Raw genomic sequence first — 24,172 nt, forward strand, 5'->3', positions numbered from 1 at the left:
AGGGCAGGGACAACGCCTCCGGACACCGGGACGACCCCGTGTGTCGCGGGGGCCTCATATCGGAAGGGTGGACGTGTCAGAACCAGCTTCGATCTCCGGCGGCATCGCGGCACGCTATGCCAAGGCGATCTTCGACATCGCCAAAGAGAACAATGATCTCGGCAATCTCGAAGGCAACATCAACGAACTGGCGGCCGCGCTGGACGACAGCGCCGACCTGCGCGATCTCGTCTCCTCGCCGATCTATCCCCGTCAGTCCATGCAGGACGCGATCATGGCCGTGTCCGCCAAGATGGGCCTCATTCCCGCGCTGCACAACGGCCTGGGCCTGATGGCGCAGAAGCGCCGTCTGTTCGTGCTGCCGCAGGTCATCGCCCAGCTTCGCGAGAAGATCTCCGAGGCCAAGGGGGAAGTGACCGCCGACGTGACCAGCGCCACCGCGCTGTCCGACGAGCAGACCGCCCAGCTTGCCGAGAAGCTCAAGTCCAGCTTCGGCAAGGATGTGAAGATCAAAACGACCGTTGATGAGGGTCTCATCGGTGGTCTCGTCGTCAAGGTGGGCTCGAAGATGATCGACACGTCGATCCGCTCGAAGCTCAACTCCCTCCAGAATGCAATGAAAGAGGTCGGATAAATGGGTATCCAAGCAGCCGAGATCTCGGCGATCCTTAAGGAGCAGATCCAGAACTTCGGCAAGGAGGCCGAAGTCGCCGAAGTGGGCCGTGTGCTCTCTGTCGGTGACGGTATCGCCCGCGTCCACGGCCTCGATTCCGTGAAGGCCGGCGAGATGGTCGAGTTCCCGGGCGGCATCATGGGCATGGCGCTGAACCTCGAAGCCGACAACGTCGGCGTCGTGATCTTCGGCTCCGACCGCGACATCAAGGAAGGCGACCTCGTCAAGCGCACCAACGCCATCGTGGACGTCCCCGCCGGCGAGGCACTGCTCGGCCGCGTGGTCGACGGTCTCGGCAACCCGCTGGACGGCAAGGGTCCGATCGCAGCCTCCGAGCGTCGCATCGCCGACGTGAAGGCACCGGGCATCATCCCGCGTAAATCTGTGCACGAGCCCATGGCGACCGGCCTCAAGGCCGTCGACGCCATGATCCCGATCGGCCGCGGCCAGCGCGAGCTGATCATCGGCGACCGTCAGACCGGCAAGACCGCCATCGCGCTCGACGCCATCCTGAACCAGAAGTCGTACAACGACGCCGCCGGCGACAACGAGAGCAAGAAGCTCTACTGCATCTACGTCGCCATCGGCCAGAAGCGCTCGACCGTCGCGCAGCTGGTGAAGCGCCTCGAAGCCACCGGCGCCATCGACTACTCGATCGTCGTGGCCGCAACCGCGTCCGACCCGGCGCCGATGCAGTTCCTTGCCCCCTACGCCGCGACCGCCATGGCGGAATACTTCCGCGACAACGGCAAGCACGCGCTCATCATCTACGATGACCTCTCCAAGCAGGCCGTGGCCTACCGCCAGATGTCGCTCCTCCTGCGCCGTCCGCCGGGCCGTGAAGCCTACCCGGGCGACGTGTTCTACCTCCACTCGCGCCTGCTCGAGCGTTCGGCCAAGCTGAACGAGGATCACGGTGCCGGCTCGCTGACCGCGCTGCCGATCATCGAGACCCAGGGCGGCGACGTGTCGGCCTTCATCCCGACCAACGTGATCTCGATCACCGACGGCCAGATCTTCCTCGAGACCGAACTGTTCTTCCAGGGCATCCGTCCGGCCGTGAACACCGGTCTGTCGGTGTCGCGCGTGGGCTCCTCGGCCCAGACCAAGGCGATGTCCTCGGTGGCAGGCCCGGTGAAGCTGTCTCTCGCCCAGTACCGCGAGATGGCCGCCTTCGCGCAGTTCGGTTCCGACCTCGACGCCGCGACCCAGCGCCTGCTGAACCGTGGCGCACGTCTGACCGAGCTGATGAAGCAGCCGCAGTACTCGCCGCTGACCAACGCCGAGATCGTCTGCATCATCTTCGCGGGCACCAACGGCTACCTCGACAACATCCCGGTCCGTGAAGTCGGCAAGTACGAGGCGGCGCTCCTCGCCTTCCTGCGCGGCCAGCGCAAGGACATCCTCGACTGGATCGAGAGCGAGGATCCGAAGATCAAGGGCGAACCCGCGGACAAGCTTAAGGCAGCGCTCGACGAATTCGCCAAGACCTACGCCTGAGCGCCCTGAAAGGACAGGATCATGCCTAGCCTAAAGGACCTCAAGAACCGGATCTCCTCGGTCAAGTCGACCCGGAAGATCACCAAGGCCATGCAGATGGTGGCCGCCGCGAAACTGCGGCGGGCACAGGATGCTGCCGAACAGTCGCGTCCCTACGCCGAGCGCTTCAACAAGGTGCTCGGTGCTCTGGCCGCGTCTGTCGGTGGCAGCGCCACGGCTCCGAAACTGCTGTCCGGCACCGGCCATGACGACGTGCACCTGCTCGTCGTCATGACCGCCGAGCGCGGGCTCTGCGGTGGTTTCAACAGCTCCATCGTGAAGAAGGCGCGGGTCGAGATCGAGAAGCTCAGGGCCGCTGGCAAGACGGTCAAGATCCTGACCGTCGGCAAGAAGGGCCGCGAGCAGCTCAAGCGTGACTTCGCCGATCTGTTCGTCGGACACGTCGACCTGAGCGAGGTGAAGAAGCTCGGCTACGCCGACGCGCAGGGCATCGCCAAGGACGTGCTGACACGTTTCGATGCCGGCGAGTTCGATGTCGCGACGATCTTCTACTCGGCCTTCGTAAACGTGGTCAGCCAGATCCCGACCGCGCAGCAGATCATCCCGGCCGCCTTCGAGGCGCCGGAGTCCGACGAGGAGGGCACGGGCCCCCTCTACGATTACGAGCCCGACGAGGAGCGTATCCTCGCCGACCTGCTGCCCCGTGGTGTCGCGACCCAGATCTTCTCGGCTCTGCTGGAGAACGCGGCCTCGGAACAGGGGGCTCGGATGAGCGCCATGGACAACGCCACGCGCAACGCGGGCGAGATGATCGACAAGCTGACCATCGAGTACAACCGTTCGCGTCAGGCGGTCATCACCAACGAACTGATCGAAATCATCTCGGGCGCCGAGGCGCTCTAAGAACCGGAGACGATAAATGGCAAACGCAAAAGGCAAAGTGACCCAGGTCATCGGCGCCGTGGTCGACGTGAAGTTCGACGACCACCTCCCCGAGATCCTGAACGCGCTGACCACCACCAACGACGGCAAGACCCTGGTTCTTGAAGTTGCACAGCACCTCGGTGAAAGCACCGTGCGTACCATCGCGATGGACTCGACCGAAGGTCTGGTCCGTGGCCAGGAAGTGACCGACACCCAGGGCCCGATCTCGGTTCCCGTGGGCAACGCCACCCTGGGCCGCATCCTGAACGTCGTGGGCGAGCCCGTCGACGAGCAGGGCCCGGTCGAGGCGGACGAATACCGTGCGATCCACCAGCCGGCACCCGAGTTCGACGAGCAGGCGACCGACACCGAGATCCTCGTGACCGGCATCAAGGTCATCGACCTGCTGGCGCCCTACTCGAAGGGCGGCAAGATCGGCCTCTTCGGCGGCGCCGGCGTGGGCAAGACCGTTCTCATCATGGAACTGATCAACAACATCGCAAAGGTGCACTCGGGCTTCTCCGTGTTCGCCGGTGTTGGCGAGCGGACCCGTGAGGGCAACGACCTCTACCACGAGATGATCGAATCCAACGTCATCAAGCCCGACAACCTGTCGGAATCGCAGGTGGCGCTGGTCTACGGCCAGATGAACGAACCGCCGGGGGCCCGTGCCCGCGTCGCCCTGACCGGCCTGACCCTCGCCGAGCAGTTCCGTGACCAGTCCGGCACCGACGTTCTGTTCTTCGTGGACAACATCTTCCGCTTCACGCAGGCAGGCTCCGAGGTGTCCGCACTTCTCGGCCGTATCCCCTCGGCCGTGGGCTACCAGCCGACGCTCGCGACGGACATGGGCGCGATGCAGGAGCGCATCACCTCGACCAAGAACGGCTCGATCACCTCGATCCAGGCCGTCTACGTTCCCGCGGACGACCTTACCGACCCCGCGCCCGCGACCACCTTCGCCCACCTCGACGCGACCACGGTTCTCAACCGCGCGATCTCGGAACTCGGCATCTACCCGGCCGTGGACCCGCTGGATTCGAACAGCCGGATCCTCGACCCGCAGATCGTCGGCGAAGAGCACTACAACGTGGCACGTGACGTGCAGGGGATCCTCCAGCGCTACAAGTCGCTGCAGGACATCATCGCCATCCTCGGCATGGACGAACTGTCGGAAGAGGACAAGCTGACCGTGGCGCGCGCCCGGAAGATCCAGCGTTTCCTCAGCCAGCCGTTCGACGTGGCGAAGGTCTTCACCGGCTCCGACGGTGTCCAGGTTCCGCTCGAAGACACCATCTCGTCGTTCAAGGCCGTGGTTGCAGGCGAATACGACCACCTGCCCGAGGCAGCCTTCTACATGGTCGGCGGCATCGACGAGGTGCTCGCCAAGGCCGAGAAGCTGGCCGCGGAAGCTGCCTGATGACTGCCGGGGGGCCGGCTCTGTGATCCGCGCCCCCCATTCAACCGGAGGCCCCTATGGCTGATACGATGCAATTCGACCTCGTGAGCCCCGAGCGGAACCTGCTGTCCGCCCAGGCTTCGACGGTCGCGATCCCCGGCTCCGAGGGTGACCTCACCGTGGGTCCGGGTCACGAGCCCACGATCACCACGCTGCGTCCCGGCATCCTGAAGGTCGAGACCGACAAGGGCGCCGAGGAGTTCGTCGTGACCGGCGGTTTCGTCGAGATCGGGGACGGCGTGACCGTCCTGGCCGAGAAGGCCGTGCCCCATGCCGACATGGACCAGGCGACCTACGAGGCGCTGGTGTCCGAGGCAGAGGCGACCTACAGGCAGATCAAGGAAGCCACCAACAACGAACCCGGCCCGGTCGACGAGGCAGCCAAGCTGCTCATGGACATGGTCGCGATCGGTGGCCACATCGGGCTCGACCCGAAGCAGCCGAACTTCTGATCCCGGCCTTGTCGCCGGAACGGATCGAGGGCCCCGCTTGCGCGGGGCCTTTTGCTTTTGCGGTGGGCTGTTGTGCGCGGGCCGTGCGCTTCCATGGCGGGGCACCGGGTGCTATCCCCCCTCGGCAACGGAGGAGACGGCATGCGGAAACTGCTGGGCGCGCACATCGGCATCGAACAGGGCAACACCGAGCTGTTCTCGGATTTCGCCAATGGCGGCGAGATGTGGACGGGCTCGGGCACCCGCGAGCGCCGCAAGGCCGTGCGCTTCTCGGAAGCCTTCCGCAGCCCGCCCTCGGTGCAGGTGTCCCTCTCGCTCTGGGACATGGACCAGAGCGCCAATATCCGCGCCGACATCCTTGCCGAGAACATCACCGAGAGCGGCTTCGAATTGGTGTTCCGGACCTGGGCCGATACCCGCGTCGCAAGGGTGCGGATGTCGTGGCTCGCCATCGGCGAGGTCGCGAGCGAGGACGACTGGCAGCTGTAGCAACGGGGGGACGTGTCTGCCGGGGCCGCGCGCGGTGTTCGGGCGGCGTTTCGGTTGGCACTGAGGCGTTTGGAAGATGGCCGGTTCGGCCGTCGTTCGCAGGGCCTTCGGGGCGGGGCCCGGCGGCGGGTGGCGATGTCGGTGAAGATGGCCGGGGCCAGTGCGGATGGTGACGGGGGAGGGGGGCGCTGCCCCCTCTTGGCCTGCGGCCAATTCACCCCCGGAGTTTATCCGGCAAGATGAAGGGGACGGCGTCGCGCCCCCTTCGGACAGAGGCTCAGAGGATGCCTTCGTAGATCGGGCCGAGGGTGTCGGTCTCGAACAGCGAGGACACCGAGGTGCCGTTCCAGATGTTGAGAATTGCCTGCGCGAACATCGGCGCGGTCGGCACGATGCGGATGTTGGGGGCGGCGGCGACGTCCTCGGTGGCGGCGATGCTGTCGGTGATCACCAGCGACTTCATCACCGAGTTCTTCACGCGCTCGACCGCGGGGCCGGAGAGCACGCCGTGGGTGATGTAGGCGTGGACCTCGGTGGCGCCGTGCTCCATCAGCACCTCGGCGGCCTTGCAGAGCGTGCCGGCGGTGTCGCAGATGTCGTCGACGATGATGCATTTCTTGCCGGTCACGTCACCGATGACGGTCATCTCGGCAATCTCGCCCGGCTTCTCGCGGCGCTTGTCCACGATCGAGAGCGGAGCGTTGATGCGCTTGGCGAGCTCGCGCGCGCGCGCCACGCCGCCAACGTCGGGGGAGACGATCATCACGTCCTCGAGCCCGCCCTCGAAATGCTTGAGGATGTCGAGCGCGAAGACCGGCGAGGCGTAGAGGTTGTCGACGGGGATGTCGAAGAAGCCCTGGATCTGGGTGGCGTGCAGGTCCATGGTCAGCACCCGTTCGATGCCGGCCTCGTGGATCATGTTGGCCACCAGCTTGGCGGTGATCGGGGTCCGGGCCTTGGTGCGGCGGTCCTGGCGGGCGTAGCCGAAGTAGGGGATCACCGCGGTGATGCGGGACGCCGACGAGCGGCGCAGCGCGTCCGCCATGATCAGCAGTTCCATCAGGTTGTCGTTCGCCGGGCGCGAGGTCGACTGGATGATGAACATGTCCTCGCCGCGGACGTTCTCGTAGACCTCGACGAAGATCTCCTGGTCGTTGAACCGTTCGACGCGGGCGTCCACCAGTCCCACGGACATGCCGCGGTAGAGCGACATCCGGCGCGAGATGGCATTGGCGAGAGGCTTGTTGGAATTGCCCGCGATAAGCTTGGGCTCAATGACGGTCGGCATGGACGGGGGCTCCGGCAGCGATGACAGATTCGTGACGTTGCCGGTCGCTTATCACGCAGGTAGCGTGGGGCAAAGACGCTCAGGACAGGGAAGCACGCAATGGCGCATCTGGATTACTATTTCTCGGTTCTTTCTCCGTATGCCTACCTCGCGGGGCAGCGGCTGGAGAAGATCGCGGACGCCCACGGGCTCGATATCACCTACAAGCCGCTTGACATCATGACGCTGTTCACCCGCACCGGGGGGCTGGCGCCGAAGGACCGGCATCCCTCGCGCATGGCCTACCGGGCGCAGGAGCTGCCGCGGCAGGCGAAGAAGGCCGGGATGCCGCTCAACATGAAGCCGGCGCACTGGCCGACCAACGCGGCGCCGGCGTCCTACGCCATCATCGCGGCGCAGAAGGCCGGGGGCGGCTATCTCGGCGGGCTGGTGCATTCGATCCTGCGCGCGGTCTGGGTCGAGGACCGTGATATCGCCGAGGATTCGGTCGTGCAGGACTGCCTGAAGGCGGCGGGCTTCGATCCGGGTCTGACCTTCAGCGGCATGCTCGCCGGGGCCGAGACCTATGCCGCCAATCTCGAGGACGCGGTCAATGCCGGGGTGTTCGGCGCGCCGTTCTACATACTAGAGGACGGGCAGAGCTTCTGGGGGCAGGACCGGCTCGAGGATCTCGACCTGGTGCTTTCCGGGAAGCTCTGAGAGGCGTCGGGCGGTCAGCCAAGCGGTCGCCGTGCCCTGCGGGGCGCGGCGGCGGGCAATGGCATCAGAGCCCGGATTTGACCGAGGCGACGGTCGGGACGGCGCTGTCGCGGATCGGCAGGCGACCGGCCCACCAGATGGCCACTGCGCTGAGGCTGAACAGTCCGACGATGCTGGCTGCCATGAGAAGAATTGTGATTAGTGCGCTCATGAGACTGGCTCCTTTCGTACGGAGTGCAAACCGGGTTTTGCCCCGGAAAGTTCCCGGGTCAAGCCAAGTTCGTATCTTCAGAAGAGCGACAGTTGCGTCTCGGCCACGCCCGAGACCTCGGCCTCGTGCTGCAGGAGGAAGCGCTTCACCTCGACCCCGCCGCCGAAGCCGGTGAGCGCGCCGTCCTGCCCGATGACGCGGTGGCAGGGCAGGATGATGGGGATCGGGTTGGCACCGTTGGCGGCGCCCACGGCGCGGCTGGCATTTGGTGTTCCGAGCTGGGTGGCGAGCGCGCCGTAGCTGCGGGTGGTGCCGTAGGGAATCTCGGCCAGCAGCTGCCAGACGCGGGTCTGGAAGGCGGTGCCCTGCGGGGCGAGGCGCAGGTCGAAGCGTGTCAGCGTGCCGGCGAAATAGGCGTCGAGCTGGCGGCGCACCGCGTCGAAGGGAGTGGGGTCCTCGTGCCAGCCTTCGCGCGGGCCGAAGGCCTTGTGGCCGGACGGGAAGCTCAGGAAATGCAGCGCGTCGCTGTCGCCGGCCAGCAGCAGCGGGCCGATCGGGCTGTCGGTGTGGCACCAGGAGAGCGCCGCCGTCATGCCGCGCGCCTCCGCCGCAGGGTCGAGGGAGCGCGGCCATAGAGCCGCGAGAAGGCGGCGTTGAAGCTGCGCAGGCTGCCGAAGCCCGCGCGCTGCGCGATCTCGGCCATCGGCAGAGTGGTCTCGTCGAGCAGCCGCTTGGCCCGCTGCAGGCGCCGGGTCTGGGCCACCTGCAGCGGCGAAGCGCCGACCTGTTCCGAGAACAGCCGCGCGAGGTGGCGGGCGCCGATGCCAAGCCGCCCGGAGAGGGCGGTGACGGTGCCGCCGTCGAGCGCGCCCTCGTCGATCAGCCGCAACGCCCGGTCGACCGTCGTGCGGGTGCCGTTCCACGCGGCGCAGAAGGGTGCGGTCTCGGGGCGGCAGCGCAGGCAGGGGCGGTAGCCGGCGCGCTCGGCCGCGGCGGCGCTGGGGAGGAACGACACGTTTCGGGTCAGCGGCGGTTTCACCGGGCAGACCGGGCGGCAATAGATGCCGGTGGTCCGCACGGCGATGAAGAACACGCCGTCATAGGCGGGGTCGCGGCGGAGCCTTGCGGCATTGCATGTGTCGAAATCCAGCATGGCAGAACGATACCGCGCGCCGCGCCGCGAGGCGAGCGCGCGGAGATGATGATGTCCGAAAACGGCGAGTCGCGGCGGGCGCGGTCAGCCCTTCTTGCCGATCTTGGGCTCGGTGCCCTCGCGCAGGCGCTCGAGGTTGCTGCGGTGGCGCCAGAAGATCAGCACGGTCAGCGCGAGGGTCAGGCCTGTGAACTCGTACTCGCGCAGCAGCAGCATCCACGCGGTCGACATCAGTGCCGCGACCAGCGCGCCGACGCTCGAGATCCGCGACAACGCGGCGGCGGCGAGCCATGTGGCGCAGCTCAGCAGCCCGACGGGCCAGCTCAGCGCCAGTACGAGGCCGAGGAAGGTGGCGACGCCCTTGCCGCCCCGGAAGCCGAGCCAGACCGGGTAGCAATGTCCGAGGAAGGCGGTGAAGCCTGCCAGCTGCGCCGCGTCCTCGGCGCCCAGCCAGCGCGCCAGCAGCACCGCCACCGCGCCCTTGCCGCCGTCGAGGATCAGCGTGCCGGCGGCGGCCGCCTTGTTGCCGGTCCGCAGCACGTTGGTGGCGCCGATGTTGCCCGAGCCGATGCTGCGCAGGTCGCCGAGCTTCATCGCCCGGGTGAGGACCATGCCGAAGGGGATCGAGCCCAGCAGGTACCCGATCGCGGCCCAGAGCGCGAGCAGGACGGGGGCGGTGGTGATTTCGGGAAACATCAGGCGCTCCGGTAGACTGCCTTGCCGGCGACGAAGGTTGCGAGCACCTTACCCTGAAGCCGGGCGCCGTCGAAGGGGGTATTCTTCGACTTGGACTGCAGTTTGAAGCGGTCGAGGATGAACGGCTTGTCGGCGTCGAAGAGCACGAGGTCGGCAGGCGCGCCAGCCGCCATGCGCCCGCAGGGCAGCCCCAGCCGCCGCGCCGGGTTCAGCGACAGCGCGCGGAACAGCGTCGGCAGGTCGAGCTCGCCCGAGTGGTAGAGCCGCAGCAGCACCGGCAGCATGGTCTCGAGCCCGACGGCGCCGCTTGCGGCCTCCTCGAAGGGCAGGCGCTTCGATTCCTCGTCCTGCGGGGTGTGGAAGCTGCCGATGATGTCGATGAGGCCCGAGCGCACCGCCTCGACCACTGCCTGCCGGTCGTCTTCAGAGCGCAGCGGCGGCTTGACCTTGAAGAAGGTGCGGTAGTCGGCGAGGTCCATCTCGTTCAGCGTCAGGTGGTGCATCGAGGTGCCCGCCGTGACGTCGAAGCCGTTCTTCTTGGCGCGCTCCAGCGCCGGCAGCGCGCGGGCCGTGGTGATCTGGTCGGCGTGGTAGCGCACGCCGGTCATCTCGACGAGCGCGATGTCGCGGTCGAGCCCCATGCGCTCGGCCATCGGCGAGACCGAGGGCAGGCCGCGCAGCGAGGCGAACTTGCCGCTGGTGGCGGCGCCGCCCTTCGAAAGGCCGGGCTCCTGCGGGTGGCCGATGACCAGCGCGCCGAGCGAGCGGGCATAGGTCATGGCGCGGGCCAGCACCTTGGTGTCGGTGACCACGTGGTCGCAATCGGTGAAGGCCACGGCGCCGGCGTCGAGCAGGAAGCCGATCTCGGTCATCTCACGGCCCGCCCGGCCCTTGGTGAGCGCCGCCATGGGCAGCACGTTCACCGGGCTGTCGTCCTCGGCCCGGTCGCGGATGAACTCGAGCACCTCGGGGGTGTCGATGGCGGGCGTGGTGTCGGGGCGGGTGACGATGGTGGTGACGCCACCGGCGGCGGCGGCCAGACCCGCGGTCTTGTAGCTTTCCTTGTGCCGGTCGCCGGGCTCGCCCACCTTGACGCCGATGTCGACGATGCCCGGCGCGAGGAAGGCGCCGCGGGCGTCGATGCGGTCGGCATCCGTGAGACCGGGCTCGGCGGTGTCGAAGAGCTCGGCCAGCACGCCGTCGCGCAGCAGGGCGGCGCCCGCGGTGACGGTGCCCTGCTCGGGGTCGATCAGGCGGGCGTTGGTGATGAGGGTGGCGGTCATGCTTGGCGGTCCCTGGTCAGGCTTCGCGGGCGTCGGCGCGGGTAGGAGATGCGGCGTTTGAGTATTTGAAGAAAGCTGAAAGGAAAAGGGTCAATCCCCGGCCCCGGCGGTGCGGTGCCACGGGCGTCATCCCGCCGTCCCGAAAAGCGCCACGGCAAGCAGCAGAACCACCACGGCGAGGGCGATCAGCGTGAAGAGCAGAGCGCGGCTCTTGGGCGCCTCGCCGGTGGGCGCGGTGCCGGCGGAGCGGCCCTCGGCCGAGGTGCTGCGCAGCTTGGGACCGCGGGGCCTGGCCCGTTCCTCGGAAAAGGTGCCGACCCAGCGCAACGGGCTCGCGACCGCAAGCTCCTGGCTCTGGTGGTCGAAGGCCTGGCTCGGCAGGATCACCACGTGGCCGTGCAGCGCGTCGAGCTGCGGGCGCAGGTCGCGAAGCTCACGCGAAGGGACCTGGTAGGCCTCGGCGAGATAGGCCGACAGCGCCATGTCCCCGAGGTCGCGCAGCGCCACCACGTCGACGAAGGCGGGGCGCAGGTGACTCGCCCCGAGGGCGTATTGCAGCGGGTATTCCCCGGTCCCGGCCTGGGTGGTGAAGCGCTCCACCGCTTCGGGAGGCAGATCGAGGTGGAAGACCCGGACGGTGCCGGTTTCGGACCCGTTGATCTGCATCTTCGTCATGCGGAGAGCTCCGTGGGTCGCGCGCGCAGGTTGCGGGCCAGCAGGTCCATCGCCGCCATGCGAACCGCAACGCCCATCTCGACCTGCTCCTGGATCACCGAGCGGTTGATGTCGTCGGCGATGGTACCGTCGATCTCGACGCCGCGGTTCATCGGGCCGGGGTGCATCACGATGGCGTCCGGTGCCGCGTAGGAGAGCTTTTCGGCATCCAGCCCCCAGCGGTGGTAATATTCGCGCTCGGAGGGGATGAAGCCGCCGTCCATGCGCTCTTTCTGGAGGCGCAGCATCATCACCACGTCGGCGTCGCGCAGGCCCTCGCGCATGTCGTCGTAGACCTCGACCCCGAACTCGGACATGCCCGGAGGCATCAGCGTGGCCGGGCCGACAAGGCGGATGCGGTTCTCCATCTTGTGCAGCAACAGGATGTTCGAGCGCGCCACGCGGCTGTGGGCGATGTCGCCGCAGATGGCGATGTTGAGCCGGTGCAGCCGGCCCTTGGCGCGGCGGATGGTCAGCGCGTCGAGCAGCGCCTGCGTCGGGTGCTCGTGGCGGCCGTCGCCGGCGTTGAGCACGGCGCAGTTCACCTTCTGCGCCAGCAGGTCGACGGCGCCGGAATGCGGGTGGCGCACCACCAGCAGGTCGGGGTGCATGGCGTTGAGCGTGAGCGCCGTGTCGATCAGGGTTTCGCCCTTCTTGATCGAGCTGGCCTGCATCGCCATGTTCATCACGTCTGCGCCCAGCCGCTTGCCGGCGAGCTCGAAGCTGGACTGCGTGCGGGTCGAGTTCTCGAAGAACATGTTGATCTGGGTGAGACCCGACAGCACGTTCGAGTGCTTCTCGCGGCGCCGCGACAGCGTCACGTACTGATCCGCCAGATCGAGCAGCGTGGTGATCTCGTCCGGGCGCAGCGGCTCGATTCCGAGTAGGTGACGCTGGTCGAAACGCATGGGTCGGCTCCCTGAAAGACTGCTGGCGGTTATAGGAAGCGCAGGGGCACGGGACAAGCCCGTGCAGCTGCCGCAGTGCCCAAGGGGCGGGATCGTGCGGATTTGAAACGATATGGGGACATAAGAGGACGAGAGGGGATTTCCGGCGCCGGGGCACGGGGATAGGATGGCGCCATGGATTCGGGGATGGACTGGCACTGGGCGCGCGCCGCGCTGGACTGGCAGATCGAGCTGGGCGCCGACGAGGCGATCGGCGAGACGCCCGTCGACCGCTTCGCCCATGAGGTCGAGGCGCAGGCAGCTCGTGCCGTGTCCGCAGCCCCTGCCGGGGGCCGGGGGGCACCGCCGCCGATCCCTGTCGCCGACGCCGGGCCCGATCCTGTGGTCGTGGCGCAAGAGGCCGCCGCTGCCGCCTCGACCCTCGACGAGCTGCGCGCCGCCATCGGGGCCTACGAACATTGCGCCCTCAAGCGGGGTGCGCGGAACCTCGTGTTCAGCGACGGCGCCCCCGATGCGCGTGTGATGATCGTGGGCGAGGCGCCGGGCCGTGACGAGGATCTGCAGGGCCGCCCCTTCGTGGGCCGCGCCGGGCAGCTTCTCGACCGGATGCTGGCGCCGCTGGGGCTGTCGCGGGCCGAGAATGTCTACATCACCAACGTGCTGCCGTGGCGGCCTCCGCAGAACCGCGATCCGCGGCCCGACGAGATCGCGATGATGAAGCCGTTCCTTGCCAGGCACATCGCGCTGGTCGACCCGGACCTGCTGGTGATCATGGGCAACATCTCTTGCGACGCGCTGCTCGGGCGGCGCGGCATCACCCGGCTGCGCGGCAACTGGGCCGAGGCCGAGGGGCGCCCTGCGATGCCGATGTTCCACCCTGCCTACCTGCTGCGCCAGCCGCAGATGAAGCGCGAGGCCTGGGCCGACATGCTCGCGATCGGTGCCAAGCTGCGGGCTCTGGGGTGAGGGCGCTTGCCCTCGCGCTGATGCTCGCCACGCCCGCCGCCGCTGCGGAATTCGCCATCGACTACGACCGGCTCTTTGCCGAGCACGCCGACGCGGTCCTGCGTCCGGCACCCGGGGTCGAGCGGCTCGAACTGCCGGGGCCGGTGATCGTCGAGCGCCGCGGTCGGCGCATCCGGGCCGAGGACCAGAGCGGCTGGGGCCCGGCGGGCTGTGCCCTGCGCCGCCTGGTGGTGGTGGCGGCGGCGGTCCAGAGCTGCCCCGACCTTTTCACCGTGCCACAGCGCGACCGGGCGGCGGGGCAGCTGCTGCGCGGCGTGGACTTCTTCGCCGAGAACACCGTGCCGCCGATGTCGCCCGAGGCGCGGCGCTCGGCGATGCTGGCGGCGCTCGAACGGGCGCGCGGGCGTATGGCGCTCGATAGCCGCGACCGCGACAGCGCGCCGCTGGCCTTTGCCGCCCATATCGCAGAGGATGCGTCGCTGAGGCGCTTCGCGAAGGTCTTCGCCACGCCGCGCCTGCCTGTGACCGAGCCCTGCCGCTGAAACCGACCACCCGAGGCCGCCATGTCCCGTATCGACGAGTCGCGAGAATTCATTCCCGTCCGCATCGCCGTTCTTACCGTCTCCGACACCCGCACCCTGGCCGAGGACCGCTCGGGCGACACGCTGGTGCAGAGGCTCACCGACGCGGGCCATACGCTCGCGGCGCGGGCGATCTGCACCGACGACCGCGAGCTGATCGCCTCACAACTGCGTGAGTGGGTCGCCAGCCCCGAGATCGACGTGGTGATCTCGACCGGCGGCACCGGGCTCACCGGGCGCGACGTGACTGTCGAAGCGCACCGGGATGTCTACGAGAAGGAGATCGACGCCTTCGGGACGGTCTTCACCCTGATTTCCATGCAGAAAATCGGCACCAGCGCGGTGCAGAGCCGCGCCACCGGCGGGGTTGCGGGCGGCACCTACCTGTTCGCGCTGCCGGGAAGCACCGGCGCCTGCCGCGATGCCTGGGACGAAATCCTCGGGTTCCAGCTCGATTACCGGCACCTGCCCTGCAATTTCGTCGAGATCTTTCCGCGCCTCGAGGAACACAAGCGACGGAAATGACGCGAAACCACGTAACATGAACGTGGTGCGACACGGCGTGTCGTCTCATATGATAATCTGAGTCAGGGCCCTTTGGTCCGATCCCCGAGGGAAGCCAGGATGCGTTTTCTCCGCCAGAGCCTCGTTGGTCTCTTTCTGCTCTCGCTGACCCTGGCGCTGCTGGTCTACGCCGGGGCGCTGGTGCGCGACGCGGTGATGGTGCGGCTGAACGATGTGCCGCGCATGCCCGAGGCGCGCGAACGGGTCTTCGCGGTGAACGTGACGCCGGTCGCCTTCGAGACCGTGACCCCGGTGCTGACCGCCTTCGGCGAGGTCCAGAGCCGCCGCACGCTGGAGTTGCGCAGCGCCATCGAGGGCACGCTGATGGAGCTCGCGCCCGAGTTCGTCGAAGGCGGACGGGTGGCGGCGGGGCAGGTGCTGGCACGCATCGACCCGGCGGATCTCGAGGCGGCGCTGCAGAGCGCCGAGACCGCCCTCACCGACGCCGAGGCTGAGCTGCGGGAGGCGCGCCGGGCGGTCGGGCTCGAGGAAGATGCGCTGGGCGCCGCCGAGGAGCAGGCGGTGCTGCGCCAGAACGCCTACGAGCGGCAGCAGGACCTTGCCCGGCGCGATGTCGGCACCGCCGCTGCGGTCGAAGAGGCCGAGCTGGCCGCATCCTCGGCGCGGCAGTCGGTGGTGAGCCAGCGGCAGGCGGTGGCGCAGGCCGTGGCCCGGGTCGACCAGGCGACCACGGGGCTCGCGCGGGCACGGATCAGCCGTGACGAGGCGCAGCGCCGGCTCGACGAGACCGAGATCCGCGCCGCCTTCGACGCCCAGCTCAGTGACGTGGCCGTGGTGGCCGGGCGCCGGGTCTCGGCCAACGAACAGCTTGCCACGCTGGTCGATCCCGAGGCGCTCGAGGTGGCGTTCCGGGTCTCGACCCTGCAATACGCCCGGCTGCTGGGCGACGACGGACGCCCGCGCGCCACGCCGGTGCTGGCGCGGCTCGAACTCTACGGTGCCGATCTGGTGGCCGAGGGGCGGCTCTCCCGCGAGGGGGCGGCGGTGGGCGCAGGCCAGACCGGGCGGCTGCTCTATGCGACGCTTGACCGGCCCGCGGGGCTGAAGCCCGGCGATTTCGTCACCGTCGAGGTCACCGAGGCGCCGCTGGAGCGGGTGGTGCGCCTGCCGTCAACGGCGCTCGACGCTGCGAGCCAGGTGCTGGCGCTGGATGCCGACGACCGGCTCGAGCCGGTGCCGGTCAGGCTGCTGCGCCGTCAGGGCGACGACGTGCTGGTTCAGGGCGATGCGCTGGAAGGCCGCGAGGTCGTCATGGAGCGCACGCCGCTGCTTGGCGCCGGCATCAAGGTGCGGCCGCTGCGCGCGGGCCAGGGCGCCGCGACGGCGACGCCCGCCGCGACCGAGGGCCCCGAGATGGTCGAGCTCTCCACCGAGCAGCGGGCGCGTCTGGTGGCCTTCGTCGAATCCAGCACGCGGATGCCGGCCGAGGCCAAGGAGCGAATCCTCTCGCAGCTGTCGCAGGACCGGGTGCCGGTGCAGGTGGTGCAGCGCATCGAAGAGCGGATGGGGGGCTGATCCTTGCGACAGATCCCCGGCCCGGCGCGCGGCATCCTCAGCTACTTCACCCGCCACCCCACGGTCGCGAACCTGCTGCTTGTGATCCTGCTGGCCTCGGGGCTGCTCGCGGTGCCCAACATGCGGGCGCAGTTCTTCCCCGACGTGGTGGACGACGACGTGACCGTCCGCGTCACGTGGGAGGGCGCCGGTCCCGAGGACGTCGATTCGGGCATCGTGCAGCTGCTGGAGCCGACGCTGCTCGCGGTCGAGGGGGTGGTGAGTTCCGAGAGCATGTCGCGCGAGGGCTCGGCCTCGATCGAGCTCGAGTTCGAGCCGGGCTACGACATGATGAAGGCGGTGGACGATATCCAGGTCGCCGTGGACAGCGTGACCGAGCTGCCCGACGACGCCGAGGACCCGACCATCCGTTCGGGTGGCTGGCGCGACCGGGTGACCGACGTGGTGATCACCGGTCCGGTGGCGACCGCCCAGCTTGCCCGCTTCGCCGACGAGTTCGTGCTGCGGCTCTTCTCCGAGGGCGTGACCCGCACCACCATCCGCGGGCTCGCCGCGCCGCAGGTCATCGTCGAGGTGCCGACGCGCAACCTCATCGCCCATGACGTCACTATGCAGGAGATCGCGACCGCCATCGCCGGCGAGGTCGATGCCAACCCGGCGGGCGACGTCTCGGGCGCCAATGCCCGCGTGCGCACCGGCGTCGAGAAGCGCAGCGCCGACGACATCGCGGCCATCGTGCTGCGCTCGGAACAGGACGGCACCAAGCTGACCGTCGGCGACGTGGCGACCGTGCGGGTCGAGGGCGTCGACCGCGCCCGCACCTATTTCGTCGGCGGCAATCCGGCGATTTCGATCCGCGTGGACCGCTCGGCGCAGGGCGACGCCATCAAGATCCAGCACACGGTCGAGGACGTGGCGCGGTCGTTCCAGGCGGCGCTGCCCGAGGGCACCAGCGTCGACCTGATCCGCACCCGCGCCGAGGCGATCACCGCACGGCTCAACATCCTGCTCGAGAACGGCGCCACCGGCCTTCTGCTGGTGGTCGTGCTGCTGTTCCTGTTCCTCAACGCCCGCACCGCGCTGTGGGTGGCAGCGGGGATCCCGACCTCGATGCTGGCGGCGCTGGCGCTGATGTATGCCTCGGGGCTCACCATCAACATGATCTCGCTCTTCGCGCTGATCATCACGCTGGGCATCGTGGTGGACGACGCCATCGTGGTGGGCGAGCACGCGGACCACATGTCGCGCCACGGCTACGGGCCGGTCGAGGCCTCCGAGCTTGCCGCGCGGCGCATGGCGCTGCCGGTGTTCTCGTCGACCCTGACCACGGTCATCGCCTTCTTCGGGCTCACCGCGATCAGCGGGCGCTTCGGTCAGATGATCCAGGACATCCCCTTCACGGTGATCGCGGTGTTGCTGGCGAGCCTCGTGGAGTGCTTCCTGATCCTGCCCAATCACATGGCCCACGCCATCGCGCATTCGCGCAAGCAGCACTGGTACGACATGCCCTCACGCATGGTGAACCGCGGCTTCCGCTGGGTCCGCGAGCGGCTGTTCCGGCCGTTCATGGCGGGCGTCATACGGGCCCGCTACGTGGTGCTGGCCGGCGCCGTGCTGGCCTTTGCGAGCCAGGCGGCGCTGTTCATCCGGGGCGACGTGCAGTGGCGCTTCTTCAACTCGCCCGAGCAGCCCTCGATCACCGGCAACTTCGCCATGGCGCCCGGGGCCAAACGCGCCGACACACTCGAGCAGATGCGGATGCTGCAGCGCATGGCCGACGAGCTTGGTCGCGAGTACGAGGACCGCTACGGTCGCAACCCCATCGACTACGTGATCGCCGAGATCGGCGGCAACGCAGGGTACGGCCTCGCGGGGAGCGACAGCAAGGACGAGGACCAGCTTGGCGGCATCTCGATCGAGCTCATCGACGCCGACCTGCGGCCCTATTCCAGCTTCGCCTTCGTGGGCGAGCTGCAGGAGCGGGTCGAGCGGCACCCGCTGGTCGAGACCATCAGCTTCCGCGGCTGGCGTTCCGGCCCCGGGGATTCGGCGCTGGACGTGCAGTTCTTCGGCGCCACCTCCGAGACCCTGAAGGCCGCCGCCGAGGATCTGAAGACCGCGCTGCTGCGCTTTCCCGAGGTCTCGGCGGTCGAGGACAACCTCAGCTACGACAAGGACGAGCTGGTGCTTGAGCTGACGCCGCAGGGCAAGGCGCTGGGCTTCACCATCGACGCGCTGGGCACGGTGCTGCGGCACCGCATCGGCGGCATCGAGGCGGCGACCTATCCCGACGGCCCGCGCAGCACCGAGATCCGCGTCGAGCTGCCCGAGACCGAGCAGACCGCCGACTTTCTCGAACGCACGCAGCTGCGCACCCCCGAAGGCGCCTATGTACCGCTTGCCGATCTGGTCAGCGTGACGCGGCAGACCGGCTTCTCGACGGTGCGGCGCGAGAACGGCATCCGGCTGATCTCGGTCACCGGAGACATCTCCGAGGACGACGCCGACCGCGCCGCCGAGATCATGCAGGCGCTCGAACAGGAGATCCTGCCCTCGATCGCCGAGCGGCGGCAGATCGAGTTCCGGATGGCCGGACTGTCCGAGCAGGAGGATGCGTTCCTCTCGGATGCGCGGACAGGCCTCACGCTGGTGCTGCTGGGTATCTACCTCGTGCTGGCATGGGTCTTCGCGAGCTGGACCCGGCCGCTGGTTGTGATGTCGGTGATTCCCTTCGGCCTCGTCGGCACGATCTACGGCCACGCGCTGTGGGAGGTGCCGATGTCGATGTTCACCGTGGTGGGCATCCTCGGCATGACCGGCATCATCATCAACGATTCCATCGTGCTGGTGACGCAGATCGACGAATACGCGCCCGACCGCGGCATGTTCCGCGCGATCATCGACGGTACGGCGGACCGGCTGAGGCCGGTGTTCCTGACCACCGCGACCACGGTGCTGGGCCTCGCGCCGCTGCTCTACGAGCGCAGCGCGGACGCGCAGTTCCTCAAGCCCACGGTGATCACGCTGGTCTACGGGCTGGGCTTCGGGATGCTTCTGGTGCTGATGGTGGTGCCCGCGCTGATCGCGGTGCAGCACGACATCAGCCGGCGGCTGGCGGCGTTCCGGCGCGGCGTCCGTTTCCGCATGGCGCCGGTGCGGGCGCTGATGGGCCTCGCGCTGGCGGCGGTGGTGCTGTGGCTGGGGGCGACGATGGGCTACGTGGCGGTGACGGGCACGCTTCTGCACGTGCTGGCGCTTCCGTCACTGGCGCTGCTGGCCCCGCTCGGGGCGGCCTTCGTGCTCTTCATCGGGGGCGTGGCCGCGGGGATCGTTCTGATCTGGGCGCTGGCCTCTGTCGCTCTGTTGATTCAGCGCCGGCGGCGGGCCGCCTGAGGCCGAACGCCTGAAGGATCAGCTGTCGCAACCCTGGATGTCGACCGCGTGCTCGCTGCCCAGAACGGTGAAGCGCAGCCGCGAGCGGTCGAGCATGAACGGCTTGCCGTCCATGTGCATGAGCTTGGTCTCGGTCACCAGCGTGCCGCCCTCGCGGCGGGTCTGCGGCTCGGCGGCCCATACCGTGGGCTGGCCGCTCTCGACCACCGCTTCCTCTTCGGCACCGGCGCGGGGCATGTCGATCTCGGCCCGCAGCGAGACGCCGCCGTCCACCGGGCGCACGCTGCAGCGCACCGCGCGCACCGAGGCCTCGCCGCGCGAGAACGGTGCCGAGGCCAGCGCCGAGGCGATCATAGGGTCGGGCGTGCTGCCCTCGGCGGGCAGGGTGGCGTCGATGCGGAGCGTGTGGGGCACGCAGATGTCGCTGCAGAGACCCATCTGCATCTCGGTCTTCAGGGTGATCTCGCCCTTGTTGCCGGGGGTGATCCGGATCGGCAGCACGAGGTCGCCCTTGTAGCCCACCGAGCGCATGCCGGACTGCCAGAACACGTGCGGCGTCGGCCAGAGCACGGCGATGTCGCGGGCATTGCGGGTGCCCTTCCAGTCGAAGCTCGGCGGGATGCCGGCATCCCCGGGCGCGCGCCAGTAGGTCTTCCACCCCGGCGCCAGCGACAGGTGCAGCGCTGCCATGTGGTCGCCGTTGGGCAGGCGCCAGCCGGGGCGCAGCTCGGCCCGCACGGGCTCTTCCGCCTGTGCCGGCTGAAGCGGCAGGGCGAGCGCGAGGCAGGCGGCAAGGGTCTTGGTCAGGGCTCGGATCATGCTCGACACATGGGCAATTCGGAATGAGTTGCCAAGTCACATTGCGGCGAGAGCACCGTGTGAGCCCGACTGTGTGACATGTCCTCCCTTGCACCATACCCGGCTGGGGGTCATGTTGGAGGGGCAACCCCGAGCAGGACAGCAACCGAATGGATATCGCCTCTGGCGCAACCGATCTTACGGGCAAGATGCTCATTGCCATGCCGGGCATGGGCGACCCGCGATTCGAACATGCCGTGGTCTACATGTGCGCTCACTCCGACGAGGGCGCGATGGGGCTGATCGTGAACAAGCCGTCGGGCGACGTCACCATGGCGGCCCTGCTCGAACAGCTCTCGATCTCGCCGGCCCCGGGGCTCGACCTGCGGCAGGTGCATTTCGGCGGGCCGGTCGAGGCCGGCCGGGGATTCGTGCTGCACTCGCCCGACTACAAGTCCGGGCTCACCACGCTGCAGGTCGACGAGGATTTCAACATGACCGGCACGCTCGACGTGCTCGAGACCATCGCCCGCGGCAACCCGCCCGAGCGCTGGATGGCGATGCTGGGCTATGCCGGCTGGGGGCCGGGGCAGCTCGAGGGCGAGCTGGCACAGAACGCCTGGCTGGTGTGCGATGCCTCGCCCGCGCTGGTCTTCGACACCGCCGATGCCTCGAAATGGGAAGCGGCGCTGAATTCCATGGGGATCCCGGCGCACCTGCTTTCGGCCGAGGGCGGCACCGCCTGACCTGCAAGCGCGCTGCCCGGCGGCGGTGTGCACTTGCGTCAACCTGCGGCAAATCGTGGCGCGGCGGTCCCCTTGGGTTTTGTCTGCGGGGGTTTGTCTGCGGGCGAGACATTTGCCAATCGGCGGGATGACGCAAACAGCGGCTGGCGGGCTGCCGGTGCGCATCGTGACCACCATCCTGCTGATCTCGTCTTTTCAACAGCTGCACCTGTTCCTTCCGCCCGCGGGGGCGGTGCAGGAGGACCGCAGCTTCATGGTTCTGGTGCAGCTGCTTTTCGTGGTGACGGCGGTGGCCTTCGTGGTAATCGAGCGGCCGGAGCCCGAGACCGACTGACGCCTCGGCGGTCTTGCGGTCTCAGCCCCGCGGCGCGGCGGCGCGGCTGAGCCGGTCGTTGATCGCCACGCCCAGCCCGACATGGGGAACCGGCATGACCGCGATGACCTCGGCGCCCGAGGAATCGAGCCGGTGCAGGTATTCGAACAGATTCGCCGCGGCCTCGACCAGATCCCCCGCGGGCGAGAGGTTCAGGTCGCAGTCGCCCTCGGTGCGGCCGAAGCCGAGCCGTGCCTCGCCCTCGTGCCACTCGGAGGCATTGAGCCGGACCCGCGCGTTCGGAGCGTAATGCGAGGCAAGCTGGCCGGGGGCCGAGATCTGGTCACGGTCGCGCCGCTCCATCACCGGGCGGCCGAGCGCCTCGGACAGGAGCGCGGCGGTGACCCGGCCGGGGCGCAGCAGCGTCGGCTTGCCGGTGAGCCCGAGGATGGTCGATTCGAGCCCCACGTCGCAGGGGCCGCCGTCGAGCACCGCCGCGATGCGCCCGTCGAGGGTCTCGAGCACGTGCTCGGCGCGGGTCGGGCTGATGCGGCCCGAGCGGTTGGCCGAGGGCGCCGCCACCGGGCAGCCGCATTCGCGCAGGAGCGTGCGTGCCACCGGGCTCGCGGGCATCCGCACCGCCAGCGAGTCGAGCCCGGCGCTGACCAGCTTCGACACCTTCGCGCCCGCGCGGATCGGCAGCACCATGGTCAGCGGGCCGGGCCAGAACACCTGCGCCGCAACGTCGGCGAGATCGGACCACTGCACCAGTTCCTTGACCGCGTCGAGATCGGCGAGGTGAACGATCAGCGGGTTGAACGAGGGGCGGCCTTTGGCCTCGAAGATGCCGGCCACGGCGCGATCGTCGAGCGCGTTGCCGCCCAGCCCGTAGACGGTCTCGGTCGGGAAGGCGACCAGCTGGCCGTCGCGCAGCAGCGTGGCGGCGCGGGCGATGCCCTCGGGGTCGGCCGTGAGGCGCTGGGTTGCCATTTCGCTCATTCGTCGTGACGCCGCGTTTTGGTTGGACAGGGGCGCGGGGGCGACTAGGGTCGCTTCCCGAGAATTGCCGCATTGACTAGCTCAGTGCTCACATATTGCCAACCGTGATTGGAACATGGTCATGCCGTACCGCGCCCCCCGTCTCCGAGTTCAGCTTCCTTCTTGAAAATGTCGTCGGTTTCTCTGCCGTGCAGGACACGCAGCGCTTTTCCGAAGCGACCACCGATACGGTGACCGCGGTGCTGACCGAGGCGGGCAAGATGTGCGACGAGGTGATGGCCCCGCTGCAGCGCAACGGCGACCTGCATCCGGCGCGGCTCGAGAACGGCGTCGTGCGCAGCTCGCCCGGGTTCGCCGAGGGCTACAAGGCGATCTCGGACGGCGGCTGGGTGGCGATCACCGCGGATCCCGAATACGGCGGCATGGGGCTTCCGGTGGTGATCTCGACCGCAGTCAACGAGATGATGTCGGGCGCCTGCCTGTCGCTGCAGCTGAACCCGCTGCTGACGCAGGGCCAGATCGAGGCGCTTGAGCACCACGCCTCGGACGAGATCAAGGCCCTGTACCTGCCCAAGCTGATCTCGGGCGAGTGGTCGGGGACCATGAACCTCACCGAGCCGCAGGCGGGCTCGGACGTGGGCGCGCTGTCCTCCAGGGCCGATGACAACGGCGACGGCACCTACGCCATCACCGGCCAGAAGATCTTCATCTCCTGGGGCGATGCGGATTTCGTCGAGAACGTCTGCCACCTCGTGCTGGCGCGGCTTCCCGGTGCGCCTGCGGGAACCAAGGGCATCAGCCTCTTCATGGTGCCGAAGTTCATCCCCGATGCCGCCGGCAACCCGGGCGTGGCCAACAGCCTCAAGGTGGTGAGCCTCGAGCACAAGATGGGCCTGCACGGCTCGCCGACCTGCGTGATGTCCTACGAGGGCGCCACCGGCTGGATGATCGGCGCCCCGGGCAGCGGCATGAAGGCCATGTTCACCATGATGAACAACGCCCGCCTCGGCGTCGGCGGTCAGGGCGTGGGGGCGGCCGAGGGCGCCTACCAGCACGCGCTGGCCTTCGCCAACGAGCGCAAGCAGGGCAAGAGCCCCTTCGACACCATCATCGGCCACGCCGACGTGCGCCGCATGCTGGCGACGATGAAGGCCGAGATCTTCGCCGCCCGCGCCATCGCGCTGGACTGCGCCATCTCCATCGACATGGGGCGCGCCACCGGTGAGGCCGAGTGGGACGCCCGTGCGGCCTTCCTGACCCCCATCGCCAAGGCCTTCGGCACCGACATCGGCTGCGAGGTCTCGGAGATGGGCGTGCAGGTGCACGGTGGCATGGGCTACGTCGAGGAAAGCGGCGCCGCTCAGTTCTACCGCGACGTGCGGGTCACGGCGATCTACGAGGGCACCAACGGCATCCAGGCGATGGACATGGTCGGCCGCAAGCTGATGGACGGCGGCGAGGCCGCGGCCCGTCTGCTCGACGAGATCGAGGCCGACGCCGAGGCCGCCAAGGGCGCTCTGCCCGATCTCGCGGGCGCCGTCTGGGAGGCCGCCGAGACCCTGCGCGAGACCACCGAATGGTTGGTCGCCCAGCCCATGGCCGAGCGCTTCGGCACCGCGGTGCCCTACCTGCGCGCCTTCGCCCGGGTGCTGGGCGGGCATTACCACCTGCGGGCGGCGATGGCCGATCCCGACGGGGCGCACGGGCGCATCGCGCGCTACTACATCACGCGCCTGCTGCCGGAACACGCGGGACTTCTCGGCCACGTCCGCGCCGGCGAGGCCGAGCTGATGGAGATCTCCCCCGACGATCTCGCGGCCTGATCCC

24 protein-coding genes and 1 pseudogene are annotated in these 24,172 nt (G+C 68.6%); 15 read left to right on the top strand and 10 right to left on the bottom strand.

Annotation, left to right across the window (positions count from 1 at the left end):
- The first annotated feature begins 67 nt into the window (after positions 1–67).
- From BLQ77_RS06250 to BLQ77_RS06275, 6 genes are all read left to right on the top strand, one after another.
- Positions 68–634: a F0F1 ATP synthase subunit delta gene (locus BLQ77_RS06250; protein WP_008887250.1), complete on the top strand. Its 567-nt coding sequence runs from the start codon at positions 68–70 to the stop codon at positions 632–634.
- The gene (gene atpA / locus BLQ77_RS06255) at positions 635–2,173 is read left to right on the top strand and encodes a F0F1 ATP synthase subunit alpha (RefSeq protein WP_008887172.1); all 1,539 of its coding nucleotides are present in this window, start codon (positions 635–637) and stop codon (positions 2,171–2,173) included.
- Between the two features lie 21 nt (positions 2,174–2,194).
- Complete coding sequence (locus BLQ77_RS06260) at positions 2,195–3,076, top strand: F0F1 ATP synthase subunit gamma (protein ID WP_089956774.1); 882 nt, start codon at positions 2,195–2,197, stop codon at positions 3,074–3,076.
- Positions 3,077–3,092: 16 nt separating this feature from the next.
- Positions 3,093–4,517 carry a F0F1 ATP synthase subunit beta gene (gene atpD, locus BLQ77_RS06265; protein WP_008886749.1) on the top strand — a complete coding sequence of 475 codons (1,425 nt, stop codon included), beginning with the start codon at positions 3,093–3,095 and terminating at the stop codon, positions 4,515–4,517.
- A 56-nt stretch (positions 4,518–4,573) separates the two neighbouring features.
- A complete protein-coding gene (locus tag BLQ77_RS06270) occupies positions 4,574–5,008 on the top strand; it encodes a F0F1 ATP synthase subunit epsilon (protein ID WP_008886839.1) in 435 nt (144 codons plus the stop codon).
- A gap of 141 nt (positions 5,009–5,149) precedes the next feature.
- Entirely contained in the window at positions 5,150–5,497 is a 348-nt protein-coding gene (locus BLQ77_RS06275; RefSeq protein ID WP_008886482.1) for an H-type lectin domain-containing protein, read from the top strand.
- Positions 5,498–5,774: 277 nt separating this feature from the next.
- Here BLQ77_RS06275 and BLQ77_RS06280 read toward each other — a convergent pair whose 3' ends face one another.
- Positions 5,775–6,785, bottom strand: a complete 1,011-nt coding sequence (locus tag BLQ77_RS06280; RefSeq protein WP_008886576.1) for a ribose-phosphate pyrophosphokinase — start codon at positions 6,783–6,785, stop codon at positions 5,775–5,777.
- Positions 6,786–6,884: 99 nt separating this feature from the next.
- On the opposite strand from BLQ77_RS06280, the gene BLQ77_RS06285 reads away from it, so the two are divergent.
- Positions 6,885–7,484 (top strand): 2-hydroxychromene-2-carboxylate isomerase, encoded by a 600-nt coding sequence (locus tag BLQ77_RS06285; RefSeq protein ID WP_089956777.1) that lies wholly within the window; start codon positions 6,885–6,887, stop codon positions 7,482–7,484.
- A 64-nt stretch (positions 7,485–7,548) separates the two neighbouring features.
- Here BLQ77_RS06285 and BLQ77_RS28680 read toward each other — a convergent pair whose 3' ends face one another.
- From BLQ77_RS28680 to BLQ77_RS06315, 7 genes are all read right to left on the bottom strand, one after another.
- Positions 7,549–7,695: a hypothetical protein gene (locus BLQ77_RS28680; protein ID WP_165617039.1), complete on the bottom strand. Its 147-nt coding sequence runs from the start codon at positions 7,693–7,695 to the stop codon at positions 7,549–7,551.
- Between the two features lie 77 nt (positions 7,696–7,772).
- Positions 7,773–8,288 (bottom strand): methylated-DNA--[protein]-cysteine S-methyltransferase, encoded by a 516-nt coding sequence (locus BLQ77_RS06290; protein ID WP_089956781.1) that lies wholly within the window; start codon positions 8,286–8,288, stop codon positions 7,773–7,775.
- Positions 8,285–8,848, bottom strand: a complete 564-nt coding sequence (locus BLQ77_RS06295) for a bifunctional transcriptional activator/DNA repair enzyme AdaA (RefSeq protein WP_008887106.1) — start codon at positions 8,846–8,848, stop codon at positions 8,285–8,287. Before BLQ77_RS06295 ends, BLQ77_RS06290 begins: the two co-directional genes overlap by 4 nt.
- Before the next feature lie 84 nt (positions 8,849–8,932).
- Positions 8,933–9,544, bottom strand: a complete 612-nt coding sequence (gene plsY, locus BLQ77_RS06300) for a glycerol-3-phosphate 1-O-acyltransferase PlsY (RefSeq protein WP_008886959.1) — start codon at positions 9,542–9,544, stop codon at positions 8,933–8,935.
- The gene (gene pyrC, locus BLQ77_RS06305) at positions 9,544–10,827 is read right to left on the bottom strand and encodes a dihydroorotase (RefSeq protein WP_089956785.1); all 1,284 of its coding nucleotides are present in this window, start codon (positions 10,825–10,827) and stop codon (positions 9,544–9,546) included. The genes plsY and pyrC overlap by 1 nt, the downstream gene beginning before the upstream one ends.
- 126 nt (positions 10,828–10,953) lie before the next feature.
- Positions 10,954–11,502 carry a hypothetical protein gene (locus BLQ77_RS06310; RefSeq protein ID WP_008887043.1) on the bottom strand — a complete coding sequence of 183 codons (549 nt, stop codon included), beginning with the start codon at positions 11,500–11,502 and terminating at the stop codon, positions 10,954–10,956.
- On the bottom strand, positions 11,499–12,449 hold the full coding sequence (locus tag BLQ77_RS06315; RefSeq protein WP_008887132.1) for an aspartate carbamoyltransferase catalytic subunit: 951 nt from the start codon (positions 12,447–12,449) through the stop codon (positions 11,499–11,501). Before BLQ77_RS06315 ends, BLQ77_RS06310 begins: the two co-directional genes overlap by 4 nt.
- A gap of 174 nt (positions 12,450–12,623) precedes the next feature.
- Between BLQ77_RS06315 and BLQ77_RS06320 the strand changes: the two genes are divergently transcribed.
- The 5 genes from BLQ77_RS06320 (at position 12,624) to BLQ77_RS06340 (ending at position 19,489) form a co-directional block, all read left to right on the top strand.
- Positions 12,624–13,415, top strand: a complete 792-nt coding sequence (locus BLQ77_RS06320) for a uracil-DNA glycosylase (protein ID WP_089956788.1) — start codon at positions 12,624–12,626, stop codon at positions 13,413–13,415.
- On the top strand, positions 13,412–13,957 hold the full coding sequence (locus BLQ77_RS06325) for a hypothetical protein (RefSeq protein WP_089956792.1): 546 nt from the start codon (positions 13,412–13,414) through the stop codon (positions 13,955–13,957). The genes BLQ77_RS06320 and BLQ77_RS06325 overlap by 4 nt, the downstream gene beginning before the upstream one ends.
- Positions 13,958–13,978: 21 nt before the next feature.
- Positions 13,979–14,521, top strand: coding sequence for a molybdenum cofactor biosynthesis protein B (moaB, locus tag BLQ77_RS06330; protein ID WP_008886741.1), 543 nt, complete (start codon positions 13,979–13,981; stop codon positions 14,519–14,521).
- A 99-nt stretch (positions 14,522–14,620) separates the two neighbouring features.
- Entirely contained in the window at positions 14,621–16,096 is a 1,476-nt protein-coding gene (locus tag BLQ77_RS06335) for an efflux RND transporter periplasmic adaptor subunit (protein ID WP_089956794.1), read from the top strand.
- Positions 16,097–16,099: 3 nt separating this feature from the next.
- Positions 16,100–19,489, top strand: coding sequence for an efflux RND transporter permease subunit (locus BLQ77_RS06340; protein ID WP_089956798.1), 3,390 nt, complete (start codon positions 16,100–16,102; stop codon positions 19,487–19,489).
- A gap of 18 nt (positions 19,490–19,507) precedes the next feature.
- On the opposite strand, the gene BLQ77_RS06345 is transcribed toward BLQ77_RS06340, so the two are convergent.
- Positions 19,508–20,308 carry a protein-disulfide reductase DsbD domain-containing protein gene (locus BLQ77_RS06345; RefSeq protein WP_040384681.1) on the bottom strand — a complete coding sequence of 267 codons (801 nt, stop codon included), beginning with the start codon at positions 20,306–20,308 and terminating at the stop codon, positions 19,508–19,510.
- A 149-nt stretch (positions 20,309–20,457) separates the two neighbouring features.
- On the opposite strand from BLQ77_RS06345, the gene BLQ77_RS06350 reads away from it, so the two are divergent.
- Positions 20,458–21,033 carry a YqgE/AlgH family protein gene (locus BLQ77_RS06350; protein WP_089956801.1) on the top strand — a complete coding sequence of 192 codons (576 nt, stop codon included), beginning with the start codon at positions 20,458–20,460 and terminating at the stop codon, positions 21,031–21,033.
- A 127-nt stretch (positions 21,034–21,160) separates the two neighbouring features.
- Positions 21,161–21,367 (top strand): hypothetical protein, encoded by a 207-nt coding sequence (locus BLQ77_RS06355; protein ID WP_089956804.1) that lies wholly within the window; start codon positions 21,161–21,163, stop codon positions 21,365–21,367.
- A gap of 21 nt (positions 21,368–21,388) precedes the next feature.
- Here the strand turns inward: BLQ77_RS06355 and BLQ77_RS06360 are convergent, their stop codons facing one another.
- Positions 21,389–22,345: an L-threonylcarbamoyladenylate synthase gene (locus tag BLQ77_RS06360; RefSeq protein ID WP_040384684.1), complete on the bottom strand. Its 957-nt coding sequence runs from the start codon at positions 22,343–22,345 to the stop codon at positions 21,389–21,391.
- Between the two features lie 121 nt (positions 22,346–22,466).
- Here BLQ77_RS06360 and BLQ77_RS06365 point away from each other — a divergent pair.
- A pseudogene (locus BLQ77_RS06365) lies at positions 22,467–24,168 on the top strand (acyl-CoA dehydrogenase family protein).
- Positions 24,169–24,172: the final 4 nt, after the last annotated feature.

The organism is Salipiger thiooxidans (genome assembly GCF_900102075.1).
GTDB classification, from domain to species: Bacteria; Pseudomonadota; Alphaproteobacteria; order Rhodobacterales; family Rhodobacteraceae; genus Salipiger; species Salipiger thiooxidans.

Bases quoted from the DNA above. Each gene is read 5' to 3' on its own strand.
- atpA (WP_008887172.1), top strand. From the start codon at position 635: ATGGGTATCCAAGCAGCCGAGATCTCGGCGATCCTTAAGGAGCAGATC.
- BLQ77_RS06260 (WP_089956774.1), top strand. From the start codon at position 2,195: ATGCCTAGCCTAAAGGACCTCAAGAACCGGATCTCCTCGGTCAAGTCG.
- atpD (WP_008886749.1), top strand. From the start codon at position 3,093: ATGGCAAACGCAAAAGGCAAAGTGACCCAGGTCATCGGCGCCGTGGTC.
- BLQ77_RS06270 (WP_008886839.1), top strand. From the start codon at position 4,574: ATGGCTGATACGATGCAATTCGACCTCGTGAGCCCCGAGCGGAACCTG.
- BLQ77_RS06275 (WP_008886482.1), top strand. From the start codon at position 5,150: ATGCGGAAACTGCTGGGCGCGCACATCGGCATCGAACAGGGCAACACC.
- BLQ77_RS06280 (WP_008886576.1), bottom strand. From the start codon at position 6,785: ATGCCGACCGTCATTGAGCCCAAGCTTATCGCGGGCAATTCCAACAAG.
- BLQ77_RS06285 (WP_089956777.1), top strand. From the start codon at position 6,885: ATGGCGCATCTGGATTACTATTTCTCGGTTCTTTCTCCGTATGCCTAC.
- BLQ77_RS28680 (WP_165617039.1), bottom strand. From the start codon at position 7,695: ATGAGCGCACTAATCACAATTCTTCTCATGGCAGCCAGCATCGTCGGA.
- BLQ77_RS06290 (WP_089956781.1), bottom strand. From the start codon at position 8,288: ATGACGGCGGCGCTCTCCTGGTGCCACACCGACAGCCCGATCGGCCCG.
- BLQ77_RS06295 (WP_008887106.1), bottom strand. From the start codon at position 8,848: ATGCTGGATTTCGACACATGCAATGCCGCAAGGCTCCGCCGCGACCCC.
- plsY (WP_008886959.1), bottom strand. From the start codon at position 9,544: ATGTTTCCCGAAATCACCACCGCCCCCGTCCTGCTCGCGCTCTGGGCC.
- pyrC (WP_089956785.1), bottom strand. From the start codon at position 10,827: ATGACCGCCACCCTCATCACCAACGCCCGCCTGATCGACCCCGAGCAG.
- BLQ77_RS06310 (WP_008887043.1), bottom strand. From the start codon at position 11,502: ATGACGAAGATGCAGATCAACGGGTCCGAAACCGGCACCGTCCGGGTC.
- BLQ77_RS06315 (WP_008887132.1), bottom strand. From the start codon at position 12,449: ATGCGTTTCGACCAGCGTCACCTACTCGGAATCGAGCCGCTGCGCCCG.
- BLQ77_RS06320 (WP_089956788.1), top strand. From the start codon at position 12,624: ATGGATTCGGGGATGGACTGGCACTGGGCGCGCGCCGCGCTGGACTGG.
- moaB (WP_008886741.1), top strand. From the start codon at position 13,979: ATGTCCCGTATCGACGAGTCGCGAGAATTCATTCCCGTCCGCATCGCC.
- BLQ77_RS06335 (WP_089956794.1), top strand. From the start codon at position 14,621: ATGCGTTTTCTCCGCCAGAGCCTCGTTGGTCTCTTTCTGCTCTCGCTG.
- BLQ77_RS06345 (WP_040384681.1), bottom strand. From the start codon at position 20,308: ATGATCCGAGCCCTGACCAAGACCCTTGCCGCCTGCCTCGCGCTCGCC.
- BLQ77_RS06350 (WP_089956801.1), top strand. From the start codon at position 20,458: ATGGATATCGCCTCTGGCGCAACCGATCTTACGGGCAAGATGCTCATT.
- BLQ77_RS06355 (WP_089956804.1), top strand. From the start codon at position 21,161: ATGACGCAAACAGCGGCTGGCGGGCTGCCGGTGCGCATCGTGACCACC.
- BLQ77_RS06360 (WP_040384684.1), bottom strand. From the start codon at position 22,345: ATGAGCGAAATGGCAACCCAGCGCCTCACGGCCGACCCCGAGGGCATC.